Genomic DNA, 18,619 nt, shown 5'->3' on the forward strand with positions numbered 1-18,619 from the left:
CAGCGGCGCTTATGCAGAGTTAAAGCGCGCCGCAGGCGAGGGGAATCCAGGGAAGGCAGTCAACCACCGGTTTTCCACATCGTTCAAACTTGAACGAACCGCAGTGACGATCCGTTAAGCAAGGCGCGAAGCAGGCTCAACGCTCGCGCAAGGCCTCGTCGCGCAAGGTGCGGGCGGGCTTGAGAAGATAGTCGAGGACGGATTTCTCTCCGGTCAGCACCTCGACGGTGGCGACCATGCCGGGAATGATCGGCAAGGAATTCTTGGTGGTGCCGAGGTGGTTCTTTTCGGTTCGCACCATCACACGGTAAAAAGTTTCCTGACGCTCCGACTTGTCGGCTTTTTCGTCGACAATGGTGTCGGCGCTGATCCGCTCGACCTTGCCCTTCAGCGAGCCGTAGACCGACGAATCATAGGCGGAAAGCTTGACCACGGCGTCCTGGCTCGGACGGATGAAAGCAATATCCTGTGGCCGTATACGGCCCTCGACCAGCAGCGTGTCGTCAAGCGGGATGATGTCCATCAGATTGGCGCCCGGCTGAACCACCGCGCCGATCGTGGTGACGTTCAATTTGTTAACGATACCGTGGACGGGGGCTTTCAGGTCGGTCCGCCGCACGCGATCCATGGCGGATTTGATATTCTCGTCGAGGACGGCCAGATCTCCCTTCGACTTGGCGAGATCCTCATCCGCCTGCGATCGGAACGAAGCGAGGGTGTTCGCGATCTTGGATTGGGATTCGGCGAGCTGGCCCCGCATTTCGGTCGCCTGGCGGTCCAGCCGCAGCATTTCGATCTCCGGCACGACCTTCTGTTCGAACAGTCTGCGCGTGAGGGCGAGTTCCCGGTCCAGCAGCTTCAGCGTGCCGGTCAGTCTGGTTACCTGCTGGTTTAGGACATCAATGTCCTGCGCAACCTTTTGCCCGCGCATCTTGAAGACGCTGGTTTCCGTTGCCACGGCCGCCGGCACCATCTGATCGAGTTGTTCCGGGAACTTGATCTCGCTCCGCCCGCGGGCCTCGGCCTCGAGCCGGGCGACCCGCGCCGCCATCGCGGCGCGGCGCTCTCGGATCTCGCCAAACTCGGACGCGAATTTAGTGTCATCGATCCGCATCAGCGATTGGCCCTGCTGCACGATCGCGCCTTCCTGAATAAGGATGTCGCCGACGATGCCGCCTTCGAGCGTCTGGACGACCTGGGTCTGCCGCGAGGGCACCACGCGGCCGTTACCGCGCTTGACCTCGTCAAGCACGGCAAAATGGGCCCAGGCCAGAAAGGTCAGGAGCAGGGCGAGGAACGCCAGCAGCAACATCCGCGAGATTCGCGGAGTGCGCATCGCTGCGGCCGCCCGGATATCATTGGCAAAGGTAAAGTCAGACGCCGGCATTGGGTTTTTGCACCAGGGTTGCGCGTTGCGCGGGAGTTGGCTGCGGCACGGGGGCAGCCGGGGTGACCGCAGGCTTGCCCTGCAGCAGCGCCAAAACCTTGTCCCGCGGCCCGTCGGCGACCAGCCGGCCGTTGTCGAACAGCAGCAGCCGGTCCACCATGCCGAGCAGCGACAGACGATGGGTGGAGATGATGATGGTCATCTGCTCTCCCCGAATCGCCTTTAGCCGCTCTAGGAACTCGGCCTCGCTGCGAACATCAAAATGTGCGGTCGGTTCGTCGAGGAACAGCACGCGCGGATTCCTGATGAGCACGCGTGCCAATCCGATCGCCTGCTTTTGGCCGCCCGATAGGCTGCGTCCGCCCTCGGAAATGGGCATGTCGTATCCCATCGGATGACCGGCGATGAAGCTCTCGACGCCGGAAAGCCGCGCCGCGGCCAGGACCTCTTGGTCGGTTGCCTCGGGCTTGCCCAGCGCAATATTGTCACGCAGCTTTCCGAAGAACAGGTCGGTGTCCTGCATCGCAAAGCCAATTCCGGCGCGCAGATCCGACGGATCATATTGCCGCGAGTCGACACCGTCGACGAGCACGCGTCCCTCCTCGGCTTCGTAGAACCCGAGAAGCAGGCGGCCGACCGTCGTCTTGCCGGAACCGACCCGACCGATGATTCCGACCCGCTCGCCGGCTTCGATCTGGAAGGAAACCTTGTCGAGCGCTTTGCCAGGTGCATTCGGATAGGTAAAGCTGACGTTCTCGAAGCTGATGCGACCCTGATCGATCTTTCTGGCGACATATGCGCGCTGCGGCGATCTTTCTCGCTCCAGCGACATGATGCGGTCGATCGACTTGAGGGCGGATAATGTTTGCGTACCGCGCGTGATCACCGAAGCGATACCCGCGATCGGAGCGAGAACGCGGCCGGCCAGCATGTTGGCCGCGACCAGCGCGCCCACGGTGAGCTTGCCGTCGAGAATGAGAAAGACACCGATGATGACCAGCAGGAGACTGGTAAGCTGCTGGGCGGCGTTGGCGCTCGTCAACGTCAGCGACGCCCAGAAATGCACGTCTTCGCCGGATCGGGCGGTCGCGGCCACCGATCGCTCCCACGCCGTCTGCATGCGGGCTTCGGCGCCGGTCGCACGGACGGTTTCCAGACCGGAAAGCGATTCCACCAGTACGCCGTGGCGCGCCGCCGATTCGGCCTGAAGCCGTTTCATCGCGCGATCGAGCGGGCGTTGCATGGTCAGGCCCAGCCCGATCATGATCGGCAGCATCAATAGCGGTACCCATGCCAAGGGGCCGGCGATCGTAAACAGCACGCCGATGAAGAGCACCGCGAACAGCAGATCCGTCGCCGACACGACGCTGCCGGATGTGAAGAACTCGCGAACCGAGTCGAAATCGCGCAGCTGATTGGCGATGATGCCGACGGAGGTCGGCCGCTGCGCCATTTTCACGGACATCACATGTTCGAAAATATTGGCGGCCAGCACGACGTCGGCGGTCTTGCCAGTGACGTCGATGATGCGGCTTCGCACTGTGCGCAACACAAAGTCAAAGACAATGGCAAGGCCCATGCCGATTGAAAGCGCAATCAGCGAGGGGATGGCGCCGTTGGGAATGACGCGATCGTAAACGCTCATGGTGAACAAGGGCGTCGCGAGCGCGAGCATGTTGATCAGGAAGGCGGCGAGCGCGATATGCCCGTAACTGCGCCAATGCACCTTGACGACCGACCAGAACCAATGGTTTCGCGGCAGATCTCCGGCGGCAACCGCACGCGCATTTGCTTCGGCGGCAGCCCTGACCAGGAAGGTGTAACCGGTGTAGTCCGCCTTCACCGCCTTGATGTCCATCGTCACGGGCGAGTTGGGCTCGGCCGATGGATCCAGAACCTTGATGCGATGATTGGCCTTGTCGATCGCAAGAAGGATCAGCGCGGTCCCGGTTTTCATGATCAGGACCGCGGGAAGCACCATCGCGGGGATGTCGAGGATGTCACGCTTGGTGGCTTCGGTCTCCAGTCCGGCACGCCTCGCGGCACGGTCGTAGAGCGCTACAGAAAGCCGGCCATCGGTGATGGGCAAGCCGCCAAGCAAAGCCTCCCGGCTTACCGCACGGCCATGATAAGCCGCAAGATAGGTGAGAGACGAGGCGAGGGGATCACGCCACGGCGTGCTGGCTTCCTTTGGTTCAGCCACCCTGAGCGGTTCGACGCTCGAGGGGCTATCTTGAGTCTGCTTGGGGGTCCGGGAGAACAAAGCCAAAGCTTAATGCCTCTGATCGAAATACCAATATGACCCGCCAAATTGCGCGGGGTAAATATGTCCCGATTATACAGCAAACGACGAACCGAACCATTTGCGATTCGGATTCCCTATCAGACAGTTAATGTGTTCCGGCCGCCTGTGGCGTCGGATACCGTAGTTTCCCGGACAATCCGCCGGTTACTTCTTCGCCGAAACGAAGGCCGACAGGAGCCAATGCGGCTTACTCTGGTCCGACGGTGCGAACGACATCGATTGTCCAACCGTAGGATCGACGTGGGCAATCGTCTGGCTTGGTTCGTATCCCTGTTTCTGAGCGAACCACTCGGGAGATCCGAGCATCCTTGCTGCAACCGCCGAGCGCGGCCAGCGACCGGAAAAACCTGGCTGCGGCTCGGCGGCGGCATAAGCCAAGGGGGCCGCGGCGGCGGGGACGGAAACTTGCAGCGGCTCCGATCCGGTCTGCGGCAGCGTCACACGAGGCGTCGGTAGCTTGTAGGCAGGTAGATTGATCGGCAACATGTCGAGCGGCGCCGCATCGACCGGCGGAGGGGCTTTGAGATACTCGAGCAGCGTTCCCATCGCGGCCAGCATTTGATAGTCGGCAAAAACAATCACGCCTCGCGCCGAAGTGAGAGACACCGCCGCATTGAAATACTGGTTTTGCGCGTTCAGCAGATCGATCAGCGAGCGCTGGCCGAGTTCGTATTCCTTTTCGAACGCTGCGATGGTTTTGCGATCCGCCTGCAACTGACGCGTCAGGGCTGCGACACGGGTTGCCGTGATGGTTCGCGCAGCCCACGCCTTGTCGATCGATTCAAGGGCATCTCGCTGCAACCTTGCATGACGCATGGTTGCCTCTGTGTGCCGCTCGGCCATCTCGGACCGGCGCCAGACATCCTGACCGCCGCGGAAGATGTCCCAGGACATCACCACCTTGCCGCTATAGTCGTCGTGGGTGACGCCGAGATACGGGTAGGTGTTGTCGTTATGGGTGGCACGTCCTTCCAACGAGAGGTTGGGAACGAAAGCGCCATCCGTAACGCGGAACGCGTGCTTTGCCGCATCGACGTCGGCTTGCGCCGCCTTGATTGTTGGATTGAACCTCACGGCAATCGCCAGCGCTTCATCTCTTGTCCCCGGCAAACCACCGAGCGCACCCGGGAAACGCAAATTATAGGGCTCTAGTCCGACGACCTTGCGATACTTCGCCCGGGCTTCCTCCAGGCTCCTGCGAAGTTCGGCCAGCGTCGCGCGCGCGCTCTCGACGCGCTCCCGTGCCTGCTCCAGATCGCCTTCGCCGGCCCGTCCACCCGAGAAGCGGGAGTTCACGTTTGAGAATATCTTCTCGTGATTGGCGACGTTTTGTTGCCCGAGATCGACGAGCCTCATGTAGCGGACGACGTCGACATAGGCTTCCGCCGCGTCGAGCGCGATCAACTCGGTTCGTTCGCGGACCCGGAACGCTGCAGCGTTCACTCTGGCCGATTGGCGCCAGATGTCATGAATAGAGGCAAACCCGTCGAACAGGGTCTGGCGCACGACAACGGATCCCTGGGAGCCGTTCCGCCAGGAACCGCTGCCCTGTGCAGGTATCGGCAACGCTGACCCGCTCAGAACGGCGGCGCTCTGGTCGAACTTCTCGGGGCCGTATCGCGCTTCCACGCGAACCTGCGGTAGCAAAGTGCTTTGAGTCTGCCGCAGCTCCGACTCGGTCGCACGCCGATTGGCTGATGCCTCGCCAACGCCGGGATTCGTCAGCGTCGCCTGCTTCAGCGCATCATTGATGGAAAAAGGCTCGGCGGCGACGGCCGTGCCGATGACCAACAACAGCCCCGCGGTAGCAAAAAAAGCGGATTTCATTGTCCCCAACCCTGAAACTCTGCCCAACAACTTTGCAACCCAATCAAAATTTGTTCAAAATAAGAGTTCCACGCTAACAAGCCGGGCTGGATTCCCCTATGACATTTTGGCCACAGCTGTGGCCAACCTTTACGACATTGTTAATTTTGTTTCCGACGCGGTAATAAATTACCCATTTTCGGACGAGCGGCAAGATGTACAGCAGCGATTTTTTGTTGTGCAGCCCGCATATTCGGCTCGGTTCACACGGCACGAAACTCGCGCTGGTCGTTATCCCGGCTTCGCCTTTAGCCCCGCCGCCTCGATACCAGCGACGGCGCAAACCTCGTCATTGTCCGAGGTGTCGCCGCTGACACCGACGGCGCCAAGCAGAACACCGCCATCCTGGATCAGCACCCCGCCCGGCACCGGAACGAGACGGCCTTGCGCCATCGTGTTTATCGCGCTGACGAAATAAGCCTGCTCCTGCGCACGCTGGAACAGCGCGCGTGAGCCCATGCCCAGCGCAAGGGCGCCATAGGCCTTGCCGTGCGCGATTTCGGCCCGCATCAGGCTGGTGCCGTCTTGCGCTGCCGTGGCTTTGACGCAACCGCGAGCATCGAGAATGGTGATGACCAGCGGCTTCAGCTTTTTCTCGGCGCCTTTGGCAAGGGCGGCATCAAGGATCTTGCGGGCGACGTCGAGGGTGAGTTCAGCCATGGGTCGGTTCCTTTGCATGGGAGGAGAGAGGTGAATTGGACTTTGCACGGTCGAGGCTCATCGCCAGAACACGCGCGACGTGAAGGGCTGATCGCCCGCTGCCATCCTTGATCTGATGCCGGCACGAGGTGCCGTCGGCGACGATTAGTGTGGTCTGGTCGGCGCCGCGGATAGCCGGCAGCAGTGAGAGCTCGGCCATTTCCATCGATGCCTGGTAGGTGTCGGCACCATAGCCGAAGGCGCCGGCCATGCCGCAGCAACTGGACTCGATGATCTCGACGTTCAGGTCGGGCACGAGGCGAAGCGCTTTTTCGACCGGCTTGAATGCGCCAAATGATTTCTGATGGCAGTGGCCGTGGACCAGCGCCTTGGCAGGCATCGAACCAAGCGGCAGCCGCAGACGGCCGGCCTCCGCCTCGCGAACCAGGAATTCCTCGAACAGCAGCGCATGCGCGCCGATGCTCTTGGCGTCGTTATCGGAGCGCAAGGAAAGCAGCTCATCGCGCAGCGTCAGAAGACAACTTGGCTCCAGTCCGACGATCGGTACGCCGCGCGCGGCGAACGGCGCGTAGGTTGCGACCAGCCGGTCCAATTCGGCTCGCGCTTGATCGACCAGACCCGCCGAGAGGAACGTGCGCCCGCAGCACAGCGGACGGGCGCGATCGGTTGGTTTGGGAATGTGGACGCGGTATCCGCCGTCGACCAACACGCGCAGCGCGGCATCGAGATTTTCCCGCTCATAGGCACGGTTGAACGTATCAGCGAATAGCACGACTTCGCGGCCACTCTCCGGCCCAAAGGCCTCCGCATCGGCTCGGAATACATCGCGCCGGAATGCGGGCAGGGCGCGTTGCGCGCTGATGCCGGCGAATTTTTCAAACAGCTTGCGCAGCAGCGGACTGCCGTTGCGCCAGTTGGCGAGTGGGGCGAGGCGGGACGCGAGGCCGGCATAGTGGGGCAGATATCCAACCAGCCGGTCGCGCAGCGATAGGCCGTGTGTTGCCGCGCGTGCCGCCAGCACCTCGATCTTCATCTTGGCCATGTCCACGCCGGTCGGGCATTCGTGGCGGCAGGCCTTGCAGGAGACGCAGAGTTTCAGCGTGTCCATCATCTCGTCGGAAGCCAGCGCGTTCGGTCCGAGTTGACCGGAGATCGCCAGTCGCAGCGTATTGGCGCGGCCGCGGGTGACGTCCTTCTCGTTGCGGGTCGCACGGTAGGACGGACACATCACGCCGCCTTCGAGCTTCCGGCAGGCGCCGTTGTTGTTGCACATTTCGACGGCCCCCTGGAAGCCGCCGCCTGCGCCGGGATAGGCCGACCAATCGAGCGCTGTTTTCAGTTCGCCGATACGATAATCCGGCGGATAGCGAAACAGCGAGCGGTCGTCCATTTTGGGCGGATCGACGATCTTGCCGGGATTGAGGACATTGTCCGGGTCGAAGCGCTGCTTGACCTCTCTGAAATCGGCAACGATGCGTGAACCGAACATCGCTTCATGGAATTCGGAGCGGACCAGGCCGTCACCGTGCTCGCCGGAATGCGAGCCCTTGTATTCGCGCACCATCTCGAAGGTCTCTTCGGCGATGGCGCGCATCGCCTTGACATCCTTCTCCAGCTTCAGATTGAGCACGGGACGCACATGCAGGCAGCCTTCGGAGGCATGCGCATACATGGTGCCGCGGGTGCCGTGCTTTTCAAAAATGCCGTTGAGGCGTTCGGTATAGTCGGCAAGATGCGGCAGCGGCACCGCGCAATCCTCGACAAAGGAGACCGGCTTGCCCTCCTGCTTCATCGACATCATCACGTTGAGACCTGCGGCGCGGAACTCGGCGATGCCGGTCTGCAGCGCGGGTTCTGTGATTTCAACCACGCCGCCCCATTTGCGCTGCGGCTTGTCCCAACCGAAGCCGAGATCGGCCATCAGTTCGACGAGCTGTTTCAGGCGGCGCTGGTTTTCAGCCTGATCTTCCTCGGCGAATTCCAGGATGAGCACCGCATCGGGATCTCCCCGCACGGCGGTGCTGATGATCGGCTGGAACATCGCGATCTCGCGGCCCAGCGCGATCATGGTGCGGTCGACCAGTTCCACGGCAATCGGGCGCAGCTTCACCAGATGCTGGGCCGCGTCCATCGCCTCATAGAAGCTGCCGAAATGACAGACGCCCAGCACCTTGTTGCGGATAACAGGCCATAGCTTGAGCTCGACCTGCGTGGTGAAGGCGAGCGTGCCTTCGGAGCCGACCAGCAGGTGCGCCATGTTATTCGCCGCGTTGCGCGGTACTAGCGCATCGAGATTGTACCCGCCGACGCGGCGCTGCACCTTCGGAAATCGTTCGGCGATCTCGGCTGCCTCGCGCGTGCCTAGATCGAGCATGTCGCGGAACAGCGCAAGCCCGCTATCGGATGAATTCACGCCCGCGAGATCGCGCTGCACTTCGCCGAAATGCAGCCGCGTGCCGTCAGCCAGCGCCGCATCCATCGACCGCGTATTGTCGCGCATGGTGCCGTAGCGCAGCGAGCGGCCGCCGCAGGAATTATTGCCGGCCATGCCGCCGATGGTGGCGCGCGACGCCGTCGAGACGTCGACCGGGAACCAAAGCCCGTGCTTCTTGAGCTGGCGGTTGAGGTCGTCGAGCACGATGCCGGGTTCGACAACGCAAATGCGGTTCTCGACATCGAGCGAGAGGACACGGTTCAGATGTTTGGAAAAGTCGACGACGATTCCCTCATTGACGGTCTGGCCGCATTGCGAGGTGCCGCCGCCGCGGGGGGTGACGATTCGGCCAGCGTCCCCTGCGATGGCCAGCGTCCGCAACGCCTCGTCCATGGTCCGGGGGACCACCACGCCAAGGGGCATCATTTGGTAGAACGAGGCGTCAGTCGCGTAGCGACCGCGGTTGAACGCGTCGAAGAAGACGTCGCCGGTAATCTCGCGAGTAAGACGCACGGCGAGGGCGCTGTTTTCAGCCGAATTTTGTGACTTTTCGGCCCTTGTTGCCGCCATTGCCTTGGTCTCGTGAGTGAACGTCAGTGTCTTGCCTGCCGGGGTCCGCCTTGGCAAGGCAAAGCCCTGCTTCTTGGGCATTGACGGGCCCCGCCGGGCGGGGGACAAGCCCGCCGAATGGTGATATTCGAGCGGCTCGTGAAGCCAATACTCGTAAGACAAGACCGGGAAGGACGCCCCATGACTGTGCACTCTGGACGGCATTTTCTGCAGATTCCGGGACCGACCAACGTGCCGGACCGGGTTCTGCGCGCCATGGACATGCCAACCATGGATCACCGGGGTCCCGAATTCGCCGAGATCGGCCACGCGGTGCTGGCGGCCATGCAGCGGGTGTTCCGCACCAAACAGCCGGTGATCATCTACCCGTCGTCGGGCACCGGTGCCTGGGAGGCCGCCCTCGTCAACACGCTGCAGCCCGGCGACAAGGTACTGATGGCCGAGACCGGGCAGTTCGCCGTGCTGTGGCGCGGTATTGCCGAGAAGTTCAAGCTCGAAGTGGATTTCCTGCCCGGTGACTGGCGTCATGGCGCCGACCTTGAGCAGATCGAGGCGAAGCTGTCGGCCGACAAGGCGCACAAGATCAAGGCCGTATGCGTGGTTCACAACGAGACCTCGACGGCCTGCGTCACCTATCCGCTCGAAGTCCGCAAGGTTCTCGACCGCGTCAAGCATCCGGCGCTGCTCATGGTCGACACCATTTCCGGTCTCGGCTCACTGGAATATGAGCACGACGCCTGGGGCATCGACGTGTCGGTCGCGGGGTCTCAGAAGGGACTGATGCTGCCGCCGGGTCTCGGCTTCAACGCCGTATCGGAAAAGGCGCTCGCGGCCGCGAAGGCCAATCCGGCCATGCGTTCCTATTGGGACTGGCAGGAAGTGATCGCGATCAACAAGGCGGGCACCTGGCCCTATACGCCGGCAACCAATCTGCTGTTCGGGCTTCGCGAAGCGATCAAGATGCTCGAAGAAGAAGGACTGGAAAATGTGTTCGCGCGCCACAAGCGCCACAGTGCCGCGACGCGCGCGGCCATCAAGGCTTGGGGCCTGGAAACGCAGTGCCAGGAACAGGGCGCACACTCGCCGGCGCTGACCGGCGTGGTGATGCCGGAAGGCCATGACGCCGACCATTTCCGCAAAGTGGTGTTGGAAAACTTCGACATGTCGCTCGGCACCGGCCTCAACAAGATCAAGGGCAAGGTGTTCCGGATCGGCCATATCGGCCACTTCAACGACCTGATGCTGATGGGTACGCTGTCAGGCGTTGAAATGGGTCTTGATCTGGCCAAGGTGCCGCATCGTGGCGGGGGCGTGCTGGCGGCGATGGAAGTGCTCAAGGGTCGCGATGTCGTTTCCAAGCCAAAGGTCGCCGTCGCCTGAACCGGTCTCGACCCAATAACGAAAAGAACGGAAAGAACTGTGATGAACGCACCGGTCGCTGCAACTGAAGACCTGCTCTATTCCGTCGAGGACGGTATCGCCCGGCTGACGTTCAACCGGCCGCAGGCGCGCAACGCGCTGACCTTTGCAATGTACGAGCAGATGGCGGCGATCTGCGAGAGCGTCAACCAGGACCGCTCGATCAAGGCCATGATCTTGACCGGCACTGGGGAAAAGGCGTTCGCATCGGGTACCGACATTTCGCAGTTCCGTGCCTTCAAGACCGCGGAGGACGCACTCGAATATGAGGAGCGGATCGACCGCGTGCTGGGCACATTGGAGAAGGTCCGGGTGCCGACGATTGCGGCCATTGCTGGTGCCTGCACCGGCGGCGGCGCCGGGATTGCCGCCTGCTGCGATATCCGGATCGGCACCGCAACGACGCGCATCGGCTTTCCCATCGCGCGCACGCTGGGCAACTGCCTGTCGATGTCCAACATCAGCCGGGTTGTTGCGTTGGTCGGGCCGGCGCGGACCAAGGACCTGATTTTTACAGCGCGGCTGATCGAGGCTCCGGAGGCGCTGTCGCTCGGTCTGCTCAACGAAGTGGTGCCTGACGTTCCGACGCTGCAGCGCCGCGCCGATGAAACCGCCAAGCTCGTTGCGGGTCATGCGCCGATCACGATGGAAACCGCCAAGGAAGCGGTGCTCCGTATTCGCCGCACGCTGTCGCGCGAGGAGGGCCGGGATCTGATCCTGCGCGCCTACATGAGCGAGGATTTTCGCGAAGGAATGGATGCCTTCCTCAACAAGCGAACGCCGAACTGGAAGGGCAAATAGGCTCGGTTCGGGTTGATCGCGATCGGGATTCCGTATCGCCGAGGACGCGCTTCGCTTGGCTCATGCGAAAGTAATAGGCAGTGTGGGGCGGTTCGACTTGAACTGGCGCAGTTAAACCCGCACAATGGTTCCGTGTGTGCTATCGTTTCTATAATTAGAACAAAGACATAGGGAAGAAAAACGTGGGACAGATTCTGAAAGCCACGGCCGCCCTGGCGGCCATGATCGTCAGCGCGCCGGCGTTCGCTGCCTGGGAGCCGACCAAACCGGTTGAAATCGTAGTTGCAGCAGGTGCCGGCGGCGCGTCCGACCAGATGGCTCGCATGATGCAGGCGGCGATCCAGAAGAATAATTTGATGAAGCAGCCGATGGTGGTCTCGCTCAAGGGCGGAGCGTCCGGCGCTGAGGCGCTGATGTACATGAAATCCAGCGACGGCGACCCCAACAAGGTGCTGATCGCCTACTCGCTGATCTACATGCTGCCATTGTCGGCGAAGATTCCCTTCAATTGGCGCGATCTCACGCCGGTGTCGGTGGTCGCGCTCGATCAGTTTGTGTTGTGGGACAATGCCGCCGGACCGAAAACCGTGAAGGAATTCGTTGCCGCCGCCAAGGCTGCGAGTTCGCCGTTCAAGATGGGCGGCACCGGCTCCAAGCGCGAAGATCACGTGCTCACCGTGTTCATGGAGCAGAGGACCGGCGCGAAGTTCTCCTATCTGCCCTACAAATCCGGTGGCGAAGCCGCGACGCAGCTGGTCGGCAACCACACCGAATCCAACGTCAACAACCCGTCCGAAAATCTCGAGGTCTGGCGGGCCGGCCAGGTCCGCGCACTGTGCGTGTTTGACAAGGAGCGGATCGCCTACAAGACCAAGGTCACCGAGACGCAATCCTGGAACGACATCCCGACATGCAAGGAAGAAGGGCTCGACGTGCAGTATCTGATGCTGCGTGCGATGTTCCTGCCGGGCAAGGTCACGCCGGATCAACAGGCGTTCTATGTCGACCTGTTCCAGAAGGTGACACAGACCGCCGAGTACAAGGAATACATGGAAAAGCAGGCGCTGAAGCCGATCTTCCTAACCGGCAAGGACATGGTGAAGTTCCTCGAGGAGGATGACAAGCTCAACACCTCGCTGATGAACGAAGCCGGTTTCGTGGCGAAGTAAGCCGGCCCTAGCGCGTTATTTTCCGGCAGGACCGTATCCAGCGATCCTGCCGAGTACGTTCTTGATCTCTGCTTTGGGAAGCAACCGCGGTGTGCCGATCTGAAGGCAGCCGTGATATTGCCGCGCGAGCGCTTCGACCTCCACCGCAAGCCACATTGCCTTCGACAGTGAAGGTCCGACGGCGATCATGCCGTGATGCTCCAGCAGGCAGGCCAGGCGGTTCTCGAGTGCCCACACGGCGTGTTCCGACAGCTCCTGTGTGCCGAACGTCGCATAGGGCGCGCAACGGATGGTGTCGCCGCCGGCGACTGCGATCATGTAATGGATCGGCGGGATTTCCAGACCCATGATCGCGAGGATCGTCGAAAAGGGTGGGTGCGCGTGCACCACCGCGTTGACCTCGGGCCGTGCCCTGAGAATGTCGAGGTGAAACCGCCACTCGCTCGACGGTCGCTGCGCGGCGTCGAATGAACCATCCAGATCCATGAACACGATCTGCTCCGGCTGCATCGTTTCATAGGGCACGCTGGTCGGCGTGATCAGCATGCCGGTGTCATGCCGCAGGCTGATATTCCCGGACGTGCCTTGATTGATGCCCAGCGCATTCATGCTGCGGCAGGCGTCGATGATGGATTGGCGCTTTTTCCGCTCGCTGGTGGCCGACATCCACTTTCTCCTGATCGCTGCGGCGTGGCGCCGTCAAATCACAAGCCCTGTCAGAGGGCCTTTGCAGTGGGGCGAACAATGGTTGATTATTGCGCCGCAGTATAGTCGAACATCCAAGGGTGCTGGGAACAAGCCGGAGCGGTCGCTCCGGGAAACATTCTGGGAGCAATCATGACGAATGCCGTGCTTGGCATTATCGGCGGATCCGGCATTTACGATCTGCCGGGGTTGGAAAATGTCCGCGACGAGGCAATCGTAAGCCCATGGGGCGAGGCTTCTGCGCCCGTCAGGCACGGTGTCATCGCCGGTCTGCCGATCGTATTTCTACCTCGGCATGGCAAAGGGCACGTTCTGTCGCCTTCGGACATCAACTACCGCGCCAATATCGACGTCCTGAAACGGGCAGGGGTTACCGACCTGATTTCGCTCTCGGCCTGTGGTTCGTTCCGGGAGGATCTGCTACCAGGCACATTCGTGCTCGTCGATCAGTTCGTGGACCGCACCCACAAGCGCGAAAGTTCATTCTTCGGCAAAGGCTGCGTTGCCCATGTCTCGATGGCTCATCCGGTCTCGCCGCGCCTATTGGTGCATCTGGCGGAGGCCGCCAAGGCCGAGGACATCGTGGCCGTGCAAGGCGGCACCTATGTCTGTATGGAGGGCCCTCAGTTCTCCAGCCTTGCCGAGAGCCTGACCTACAAGACGCAGGGCTGTTCGGTGATCGGGATGACCAACATGCCCGAAGCCAAGCTCGCCCGTGAGGCCGAGATCTGTTACGCCAGCGTGGCGATGGTTACCGATTTCGATTGCTGGCATCCCCAGCACGACGCCGTGACGGTTCAGGATATCATTCGCGTGCTGAACTCGAATGCCGAAAAGGCCAAGGGCCTGGTCGCGCGTCTTGCCAGGGATTTCCCGCGCGAGCACGAACCGTGTCCGATCGGCTCGGATCGGGCCCTCGATACCGCGCTGATCACGGCGCCGGAAGCGCGAGATCCCGAATTGCTCAGGAAGCTCGACGCGGTGGCCGGCAGGGTGTTGCGTTCATGAACGTCGATGGCAGGCATTTTCGCAGCATCTGGCTCGAGCCCGATGGATGGTCGGTCGGGGCGATCGACCAGCGGCGGCTGCCGCATGATTTCGTCGTCGCGCGGATGACGAGTGCGGCGGACGCCGACGAAGCCATCCGTTCCATGCTGGTGCGCGGCGCGCCGCTGATCGGCGCAACCGCCGCTTATGGCATGGCGCTGGCTATGCGCGCCGACGCCTCCGACGCCGCGCTTAACCTTGCCTACAAGATGCTGATCGCGACCCGGCCGACGGCCATCAACCTGAAATGGGCGCTCGATGAAATGCACGGGATGCTGCGGCCCTTGCCGCCGTCAGGACGTGTCGCGGCAGCCTACAAGCGTGCCACTGAAATCGCGGAGGAGGACGTCGCGATCAATCAGGGCATAGGACAGCACGGTTTGGCGCTGATCGAAGCGATTGCCGCGACCAAGCCGGGAGAGACGGTCAACATCCTGACGCACTGCAACGCTGGATGGCTGGCGACAGTCGATTTCGGTACCGCGACGGCTCCGATCTACCTCGCGCATGATCGTGGTTTGAAGATCCATGTTTGGGTCGACGAAACTCGCCCCCGCAATCAAGGCGCTTCCCTCACGGCGTGGGAACTTGGCCACCATGGTGTCCCGCATACGGTGATCGCCGACAACACCGGTGGCCACCTGATGCAACACCGGATGGTCGATCTGGCCATCGTCGGAACCGACCGGGTGGCTGCCAATGGCGATGTCTGCAACAAGATCGGAACCTACTTGAAGGCGCTCGCCGCGCACGACAACGGCGTGCCGTTCTATGTTGCGCTGCCGTCGCCGACCATCGACTTTAGTATCGACGACGGAATAAAGCAGATTCCGATCGAACAGCGCGCTTCCGATGAGGTCGCGACCATGACCGGCCGCACCACCGATGGGCGTATCGAAACGGTGCGGGTGGTGCCTGCGGGATCGCCGGTCGCCAATTATGCCTTCGACGTCACGCCGGCACGGCTGGTAACTGGATTGATCACCGAGCGTGGTGTGCTGAGGCCTGAACGTGCTGCACTTGCGAGCATGTTTCCTGATCGGTTCCGATAGCGGTTTGTGGAAGCCGGTTCGCGTTGAGGAAACGCGTCAAGCCAGAGCATTCGCTGAAGTTACATTGACGCGGGCAACGCCAGCACTGTATCCCGTATGCCACGTCATTAGCCGGGATAGATCACATCCAATGTCCAATACCGACATCGAAATCGTCGTCGACGATCCGACCGCGCCGGAGGTCAATTCACCGGTCGTGACGAGCGTCCGCATCGTCGACGTCGTGGTGTCATTGCTCCTTCTGGCGCTGGCGCTGACGCTCGGGTGGGACAATTGGCGCACCGGCGCCGCCTGGGACTCCACCGGCCCGCAGGCCGGTTATTTTCCGTTCTATCTGTCGGTGATCCTCGGTGGTGCCAGCCTTTATGGTCTTGTCACCGCTTTCCTGTCGCGCAAGGAAGCCGCCGAGACTTTCGTCACGCGGGCCCAGCTTCGCCGCGTCATGGCGGTGTTCGTGCCGACGCTGCTGTTCTGTCTGGCCATGCAATTTCTCGGACTCTATGTCGCGAGCTTCCTGCTGATCTCGACCTTCATGCGCGTGGTCGGCAAGATCGCCTTGTGGAAATCGCTGCTGACCGCCTTCGTGTTCACCGCTGTGATGTTTGTGACTTTCGACATCGCGTTTGACGTCATCATGCCAAAGGGCCCGCTCGAAACGGCCCTCGGCCGATAGTAGATCGCAGGTAGTTTGATGGAAGCCTTCGGTCTACTCATGCACGGCTTTGCCGTCCTGCTGACATGGAAGACGCTCGTCCTGATGATGGTCGGGCTGGTGCTCGGCATTTTTGTCGGCGTGCTGCCCGGACTTGGCGGGCCGAACGGTGTGGCGATCCTGCTGCCTTTGACCTTCACGATGGATCCGACCTCGGCCATCGTGATGCTGTCCTGCATTTATTGGGGTGCGCTGTTCGGCGGCGCCATCACGTCGATCCTGTTCAACATTCCCGGCGAAGCCTGGTCGGTCGCGACCACCTTCGATGGTTATCCAATGGCGCAGCAGGGCAGGGCTGCGGAAGCACTGACTGCGGCGTTTACTTCCTCGTTCATCGGGTCGCTGGTGGCGGTGCTGTTGATCACGTTTCTGGCGCCGATGATCTCGTCCTTTGCGCTGAAGTTCGGCCCGCCTGAATTCTTCGCGGTCTATCTGCTCACCTTCTGCTCCTTTGTGGGGCTTGGCCGCGAGGCCAAGCACAAGACTGTCATTTCGATGTCGCTCGGTCTGCTGCTCGCCGGCGTTGGAATGGACACGGTGTCCGGCCAGTTGCGCATGACCTTTGGTTCGACTGACCTCTTGCGCGGCATTAATTTTCTGGTCGCGGTGATCGGCCTGTTCGGCATCAGCGAGATCCTGCTGACGATGGAAGAGCGCCTCGCGTTGCGCGGACACGCCGCCGGGATCAGTCTGCGCGTCGTGTTGTCGGTCTGGAGAGACCTGCCGAAATATTGGGTGACGCTGTTTCGTTCGTCGTTCATCGGCTGCTGGCTCGGCATTACGCCGGGTGGCGCGATTGCAGCCTCGTTCATGGGCTACAATCTCGCCAAGCGTTTTTCCAAGGAGCCGGACGGTTTCGGCAAGGGCCGCATCGAAGGTGTGTTTGCGCCAGAAACGGCAGCGCATGCCTCGGGCACCGCAGCACTGCTGCCGATGCTGGCGCTCGGTATTCCCGGCTCCGGCACTGCGGCCATCCTGCTCGGCGGCTTGATGGTGTGGGGCCTCAACCCCGGGCCTTTGTTGTTCGTCGAACACAAGGACTTCGTCTGGGGCCTGATTGCCTCGATGTATCTCGGCAACGTGGTCGGTCTTGTGCTGGTGCTGACGACGGTGCCGATCTTTGCCTCGATCCTGCGGGTGCCGTTCGCAGCGGTCGCGCCCATGATCGTGGTGTCCTGCGCGATCGGCGCCTATGCCATCCAGAATGCGATGTTCGACATCTGGCTGATGCTTGGCTTCGGCGTCGTCGGCTACGTGTTCAAGAAGATCGGAATTCCGCTCGCACCGTTCACGTTGGCGCTGGTACTTGGTAACCGCGCCGAGGACGCGTTCCGCCTGTCGATGATCGGATCCGGCGGCGATATGAAGGTGTTCTGGTCGAACGGCTTGGTTGGCTCGATTACAACACTGGCGATCGTTCTCCTGTTCTGGCCTGTCCTGGACAAGGCATTTGGGAGCGTCACCCGGCTGATGAGAACGGCAAAAAGCCCCGCTTAGTCATAATATCTTTGGGCGGATTCAGCGTTTGTTCACCGTGGCTGCGCCGGTTCCTCAATGGAACTCGATTATGTCGGCTTGTTGCTGACGGGTAACAGGCTGCGGGCGCATCTCGCTGTATTGTGGTTCCAAGTTCAATTTCAGATTTTGGGAATCCCGATGAATCGCATTCTGATTGCAAGCGCCGCGATTGTTTCGCTGCTCACGACAAGCGCATTCGCTGCCGACCTGGCCCCGCGGCCGTACACCAAGGCTCCCGTGATCGTCGATCCCGGCTACAACTGGACTGGGTTCTATGTCGGTCTCAATGGCGGCTACAGCTGGGGCAGGGCGCGTAACACGTTCGAACCGGGTGCACCGCTTGGGATCACCACGTTTGGGCAGAATGTCGATGGCGGTCTCGGTGGCGCGCAGATCGGTTATAATTGGCAGCTGGATCGCACTTGGGTGGTCGGACTTGAAGCTGACATCCAGGGCACGGGGGAACGCGGAGGATCGCGTGATCAACTCGGATCGATCCGAGTCGGCAACATAGGTGCAACCTTGTTCGCCGACACCACCACGAGCTTGCCTTGGTTTGCAACCTTCAGGGCCCGTGGCGGCGTCCTCGTTGACCCGAGTTTGTTGCTGTACGCGACAGGCGGTCTGGCGGTTGGTGAGGTCAAGGCGGCGACGACGCCTACCGGGGTCTTCCAGCTGTTCGACGGCAACAGCAACGTCACCATCGGCGCACCGTTCACGGTCACCGGGGCCACGGTGTCCGGCAGTGAGACGCGTGTGGGTTGGACAGTCGGAGCCGGTCTTGAGAAGAAATTCGCCAGGAACTGGTCGGCGAAGCTCGAATATCTCTATATGGACTTCGGCTCGAAGACCTACTTCGGCGGAACGGCAAACCAGACCACAGTCAAGTTCCATGACCATGTTGCCCGCGTCGGCATCAACTACCAGTTCACGGCCGCCCCCGTCGTCGCCAAATACTGAGCGACAGAACGCCA

14 protein-coding genes are annotated in these 18,619 nt (G+C 61.5%); 8 read left to right on the top strand and 6 right to left on the bottom strand.

Going from position 1 to position 18,619, the window contains the following annotated elements; all coding sequences use genetic code 11:
- Positions 1-136: 136 nt before the first annotated feature.
- The 5 genes from JQ558_RS16565 to JQ558_RS16585 all read right to left on the bottom strand — a co-directional run bounded on the left by JQ558_RS16565 (position 137) and on the right by JQ558_RS16585 (position 9,222).
- Positions 137-1,387, bottom strand: coding sequence for an HlyD family type I secretion periplasmic adaptor subunit (locus tag JQ558_RS16565; RefSeq protein WP_212294255.1), 1,251 nt, complete (start codon positions 1,385-1,387; stop codon positions 137-139).
- Positions 1,374-3,590, bottom strand: coding sequence for a type I secretion system permease/ATPase (locus JQ558_RS16570; RefSeq protein ID WP_212294256.1), 2,217 nt, complete (start codon positions 3,588-3,590; stop codon positions 1,374-1,376). The genes JQ558_RS16565 and JQ558_RS16570 overlap by 14 nt, the downstream gene beginning before the upstream one ends.
- Positions 3,591-3,836: 246 nt before the next feature.
- Entirely contained in the window at positions 3,837-5,519 is a 1,683-nt protein-coding gene (locus JQ558_RS16575; RefSeq protein ID WP_212294257.1) for a TolC family outer membrane protein, read from the bottom strand.
- Between the two features lie 270 nt (positions 5,520-5,789).
- The gene (locus JQ558_RS16580) at positions 5,790-6,218 is read right to left on the bottom strand and encodes a heme-binding protein (protein ID WP_212294258.1); all 429 of its coding nucleotides are present in this window, start codon (positions 6,216-6,218) and stop codon (positions 5,790-5,792) included.
- Complete coding sequence (locus tag JQ558_RS16585) at positions 6,211-9,222, bottom strand: FAD-binding and (Fe-S)-binding domain-containing protein (RefSeq protein ID WP_212294359.1); 3,012 nt, start codon at positions 9,220-9,222, stop codon at positions 6,211-6,213. The genes JQ558_RS16580 and JQ558_RS16585 overlap by 8 nt, the downstream gene beginning before the upstream one ends.
- A 180-nt stretch (positions 9,223-9,402) precedes the next feature.
- On the opposite strand from JQ558_RS16585, the gene JQ558_RS16590 reads away from it, so the two are divergent.
- From JQ558_RS16590 to JQ558_RS16600, 3 genes are all read left to right on the top strand, one after another.
- The gene (locus JQ558_RS16590; protein WP_212210095.1) at positions 9,403-10,602 is read left to right on the top strand and encodes an alanine--glyoxylate aminotransferase family protein; all 1,200 of its coding nucleotides are present in this window, start codon (positions 9,403-9,405) and stop codon (positions 10,600-10,602) included.
- Positions 10,603-10,644: 42 nt separating this feature from the next.
- Positions 10,645-11,442: an enoyl-CoA hydratase/isomerase family protein gene (locus tag JQ558_RS16595; protein WP_211997449.1), complete on the top strand. Its 798-nt coding sequence runs from the start codon at positions 10,645-10,647 to the stop codon at positions 11,440-11,442.
- 221 nt (positions 11,443-11,663) lie between these two features.
- On the top strand, positions 11,664-12,611 hold the full coding sequence (locus JQ558_RS16600; RefSeq protein ID WP_192737919.1) for a tripartite tricarboxylate transporter substrate binding protein: 948 nt from the start codon (positions 11,664-11,666) through the stop codon (positions 12,609-12,611).
- A gap of 15 nt (positions 12,612-12,626) precedes the next feature.
- Here the strand turns inward: JQ558_RS16600 and JQ558_RS16605 are convergent, their stop codons facing one another.
- On the bottom strand, positions 12,627-13,277 hold the full coding sequence (locus JQ558_RS16605; RefSeq protein ID WP_212294259.1) for a class II aldolase/adducin family protein: 651 nt from the start codon (positions 13,275-13,277) through the stop codon (positions 12,627-12,629).
- Positions 13,278-13,448: 171 nt separating this feature from the next.
- On the opposite strand from JQ558_RS16605, the gene JQ558_RS16610 reads away from it, so the two are divergent.
- The 5 genes from JQ558_RS16610 to JQ558_RS16630 all read left to right on the top strand — a co-directional run bounded on the left by JQ558_RS16610 (position 13,449) and on the right by JQ558_RS16630 (position 18,605).
- Positions 13,449-14,324 carry an S-methyl-5'-thioadenosine phosphorylase gene (locus JQ558_RS16610; protein WP_212294260.1) on the top strand — a complete coding sequence of 292 codons (876 nt, stop codon included), beginning with the start codon at positions 13,449-13,451 and terminating at the stop codon, positions 14,322-14,324.
- A complete protein-coding gene (gene mtnA, locus JQ558_RS16615; RefSeq protein WP_212294261.1) occupies positions 14,321-15,415 on the top strand; it encodes an S-methyl-5-thioribose-1-phosphate isomerase in 1,095 nt (364 codons plus the stop codon). Before JQ558_RS16610 ends, mtnA begins: the two co-directional genes overlap by 4 nt.
- 130 nt (positions 15,416-15,545) lie before the next feature.
- Positions 15,546-16,088 carry a tripartite tricarboxylate transporter TctB family protein gene (locus JQ558_RS16620; RefSeq protein WP_212294262.1) on the top strand — a complete coding sequence of 181 codons (543 nt, stop codon included), beginning with the start codon at positions 15,546-15,548 and terminating at the stop codon, positions 16,086-16,088.
- An 18-nt stretch (positions 16,089-16,106) separates the two neighbouring features.
- Positions 16,107-17,624 carry a tripartite tricarboxylate transporter permease gene (locus tag JQ558_RS16625; protein WP_212294263.1) on the top strand — a complete coding sequence of 506 codons (1,518 nt, stop codon included), beginning with the start codon at positions 16,107-16,109 and terminating at the stop codon, positions 17,622-17,624.
- Positions 17,625-17,681: 57 nt separating this feature from the next.
- A complete protein-coding gene (locus tag JQ558_RS16630) occupies positions 17,682-18,605 on the top strand; it encodes an outer membrane protein (protein ID WP_249142505.1) in 924 nt (307 codons plus the stop codon).
- Positions 18,606-18,619 lie beyond the last annotated feature (14 nt).

The sequence above is a fragment of the Bradyrhizobium sp. AUGA SZCCT0160 genome, assembly GCF_018130105.1.
GTDB lineage: Bacteria > Pseudomonadota > Alphaproteobacteria > Rhizobiales > Xanthobacteraceae > Bradyrhizobium.

Coding starts and splice junctions, on each gene's coding strand:
- JQ558_RS16565 (WP_212294255.1), bottom strand. CDS start 1,387: ATGCCGGCGTCTGACTTTACCTTTGCCAATGATATCCGGGCGGCCGCA.
- JQ558_RS16575 (WP_212294257.1), bottom strand. CDS start 5,519: ATGAAATCCGCTTTTTTTGCTACCGCGGGGCTGTTGTTGGTCATCGGC.
- JQ558_RS16580 (WP_212294258.1), bottom strand. CDS start 6,218: ATGGCTGAACTCACCCTCGACGTCGCCCGCAAGATCCTTGATGCCGCC.
- JQ558_RS16585 (WP_212294359.1), bottom strand. CDS start 9,222: ATGGCGGCAACAAGGGCCGAAAAGTCACAAAATTCGGCTGAAAACAGC.
- JQ558_RS16590 (WP_212210095.1), top strand. CDS start 9,403: ATGACTGTGCACTCTGGACGGCATTTTCTGCAGATTCCGGGACCGACC.
- JQ558_RS16595 (WP_211997449.1), top strand. CDS start 10,645: ATGAACGCACCGGTCGCTGCAACTGAAGACCTGCTCTATTCCGTCGAG.
- JQ558_RS16600 (WP_192737919.1), top strand. CDS start 11,664: ATGATCGTCAGCGCGCCGGCGTTCGCTGCCTGGGAGCCGACCAAACCG.
- JQ558_RS16605 (WP_212294259.1), bottom strand. CDS start 13,277: ATGTCGGCCACCAGCGAGCGGAAAAAGCGCCAATCCATCATCGACGCC.
- JQ558_RS16610 (WP_212294260.1), top strand. CDS start 13,449: ATGACGAATGCCGTGCTTGGCATTATCGGCGGATCCGGCATTTACGAT.
- mtnA (WP_212294261.1), top strand. CDS start 14,321: ATGAACGTCGATGGCAGGCATTTTCGCAGCATCTGGCTCGAGCCCGAT.
- JQ558_RS16620 (WP_212294262.1), top strand. CDS start 15,546: ATGTCCAATACCGACATCGAAATCGTCGTCGACGATCCGACCGCGCCG.
- JQ558_RS16625 (WP_212294263.1), top strand. CDS start 16,107: ATGGAAGCCTTCGGTCTACTCATGCACGGCTTTGCCGTCCTGCTGACA.
- JQ558_RS16630 (WP_249142505.1), top strand. CDS start 17,682: ATGGAACTCGATTATGTCGGCTTGTTGCTGACGGGTAACAGGCTGCGG.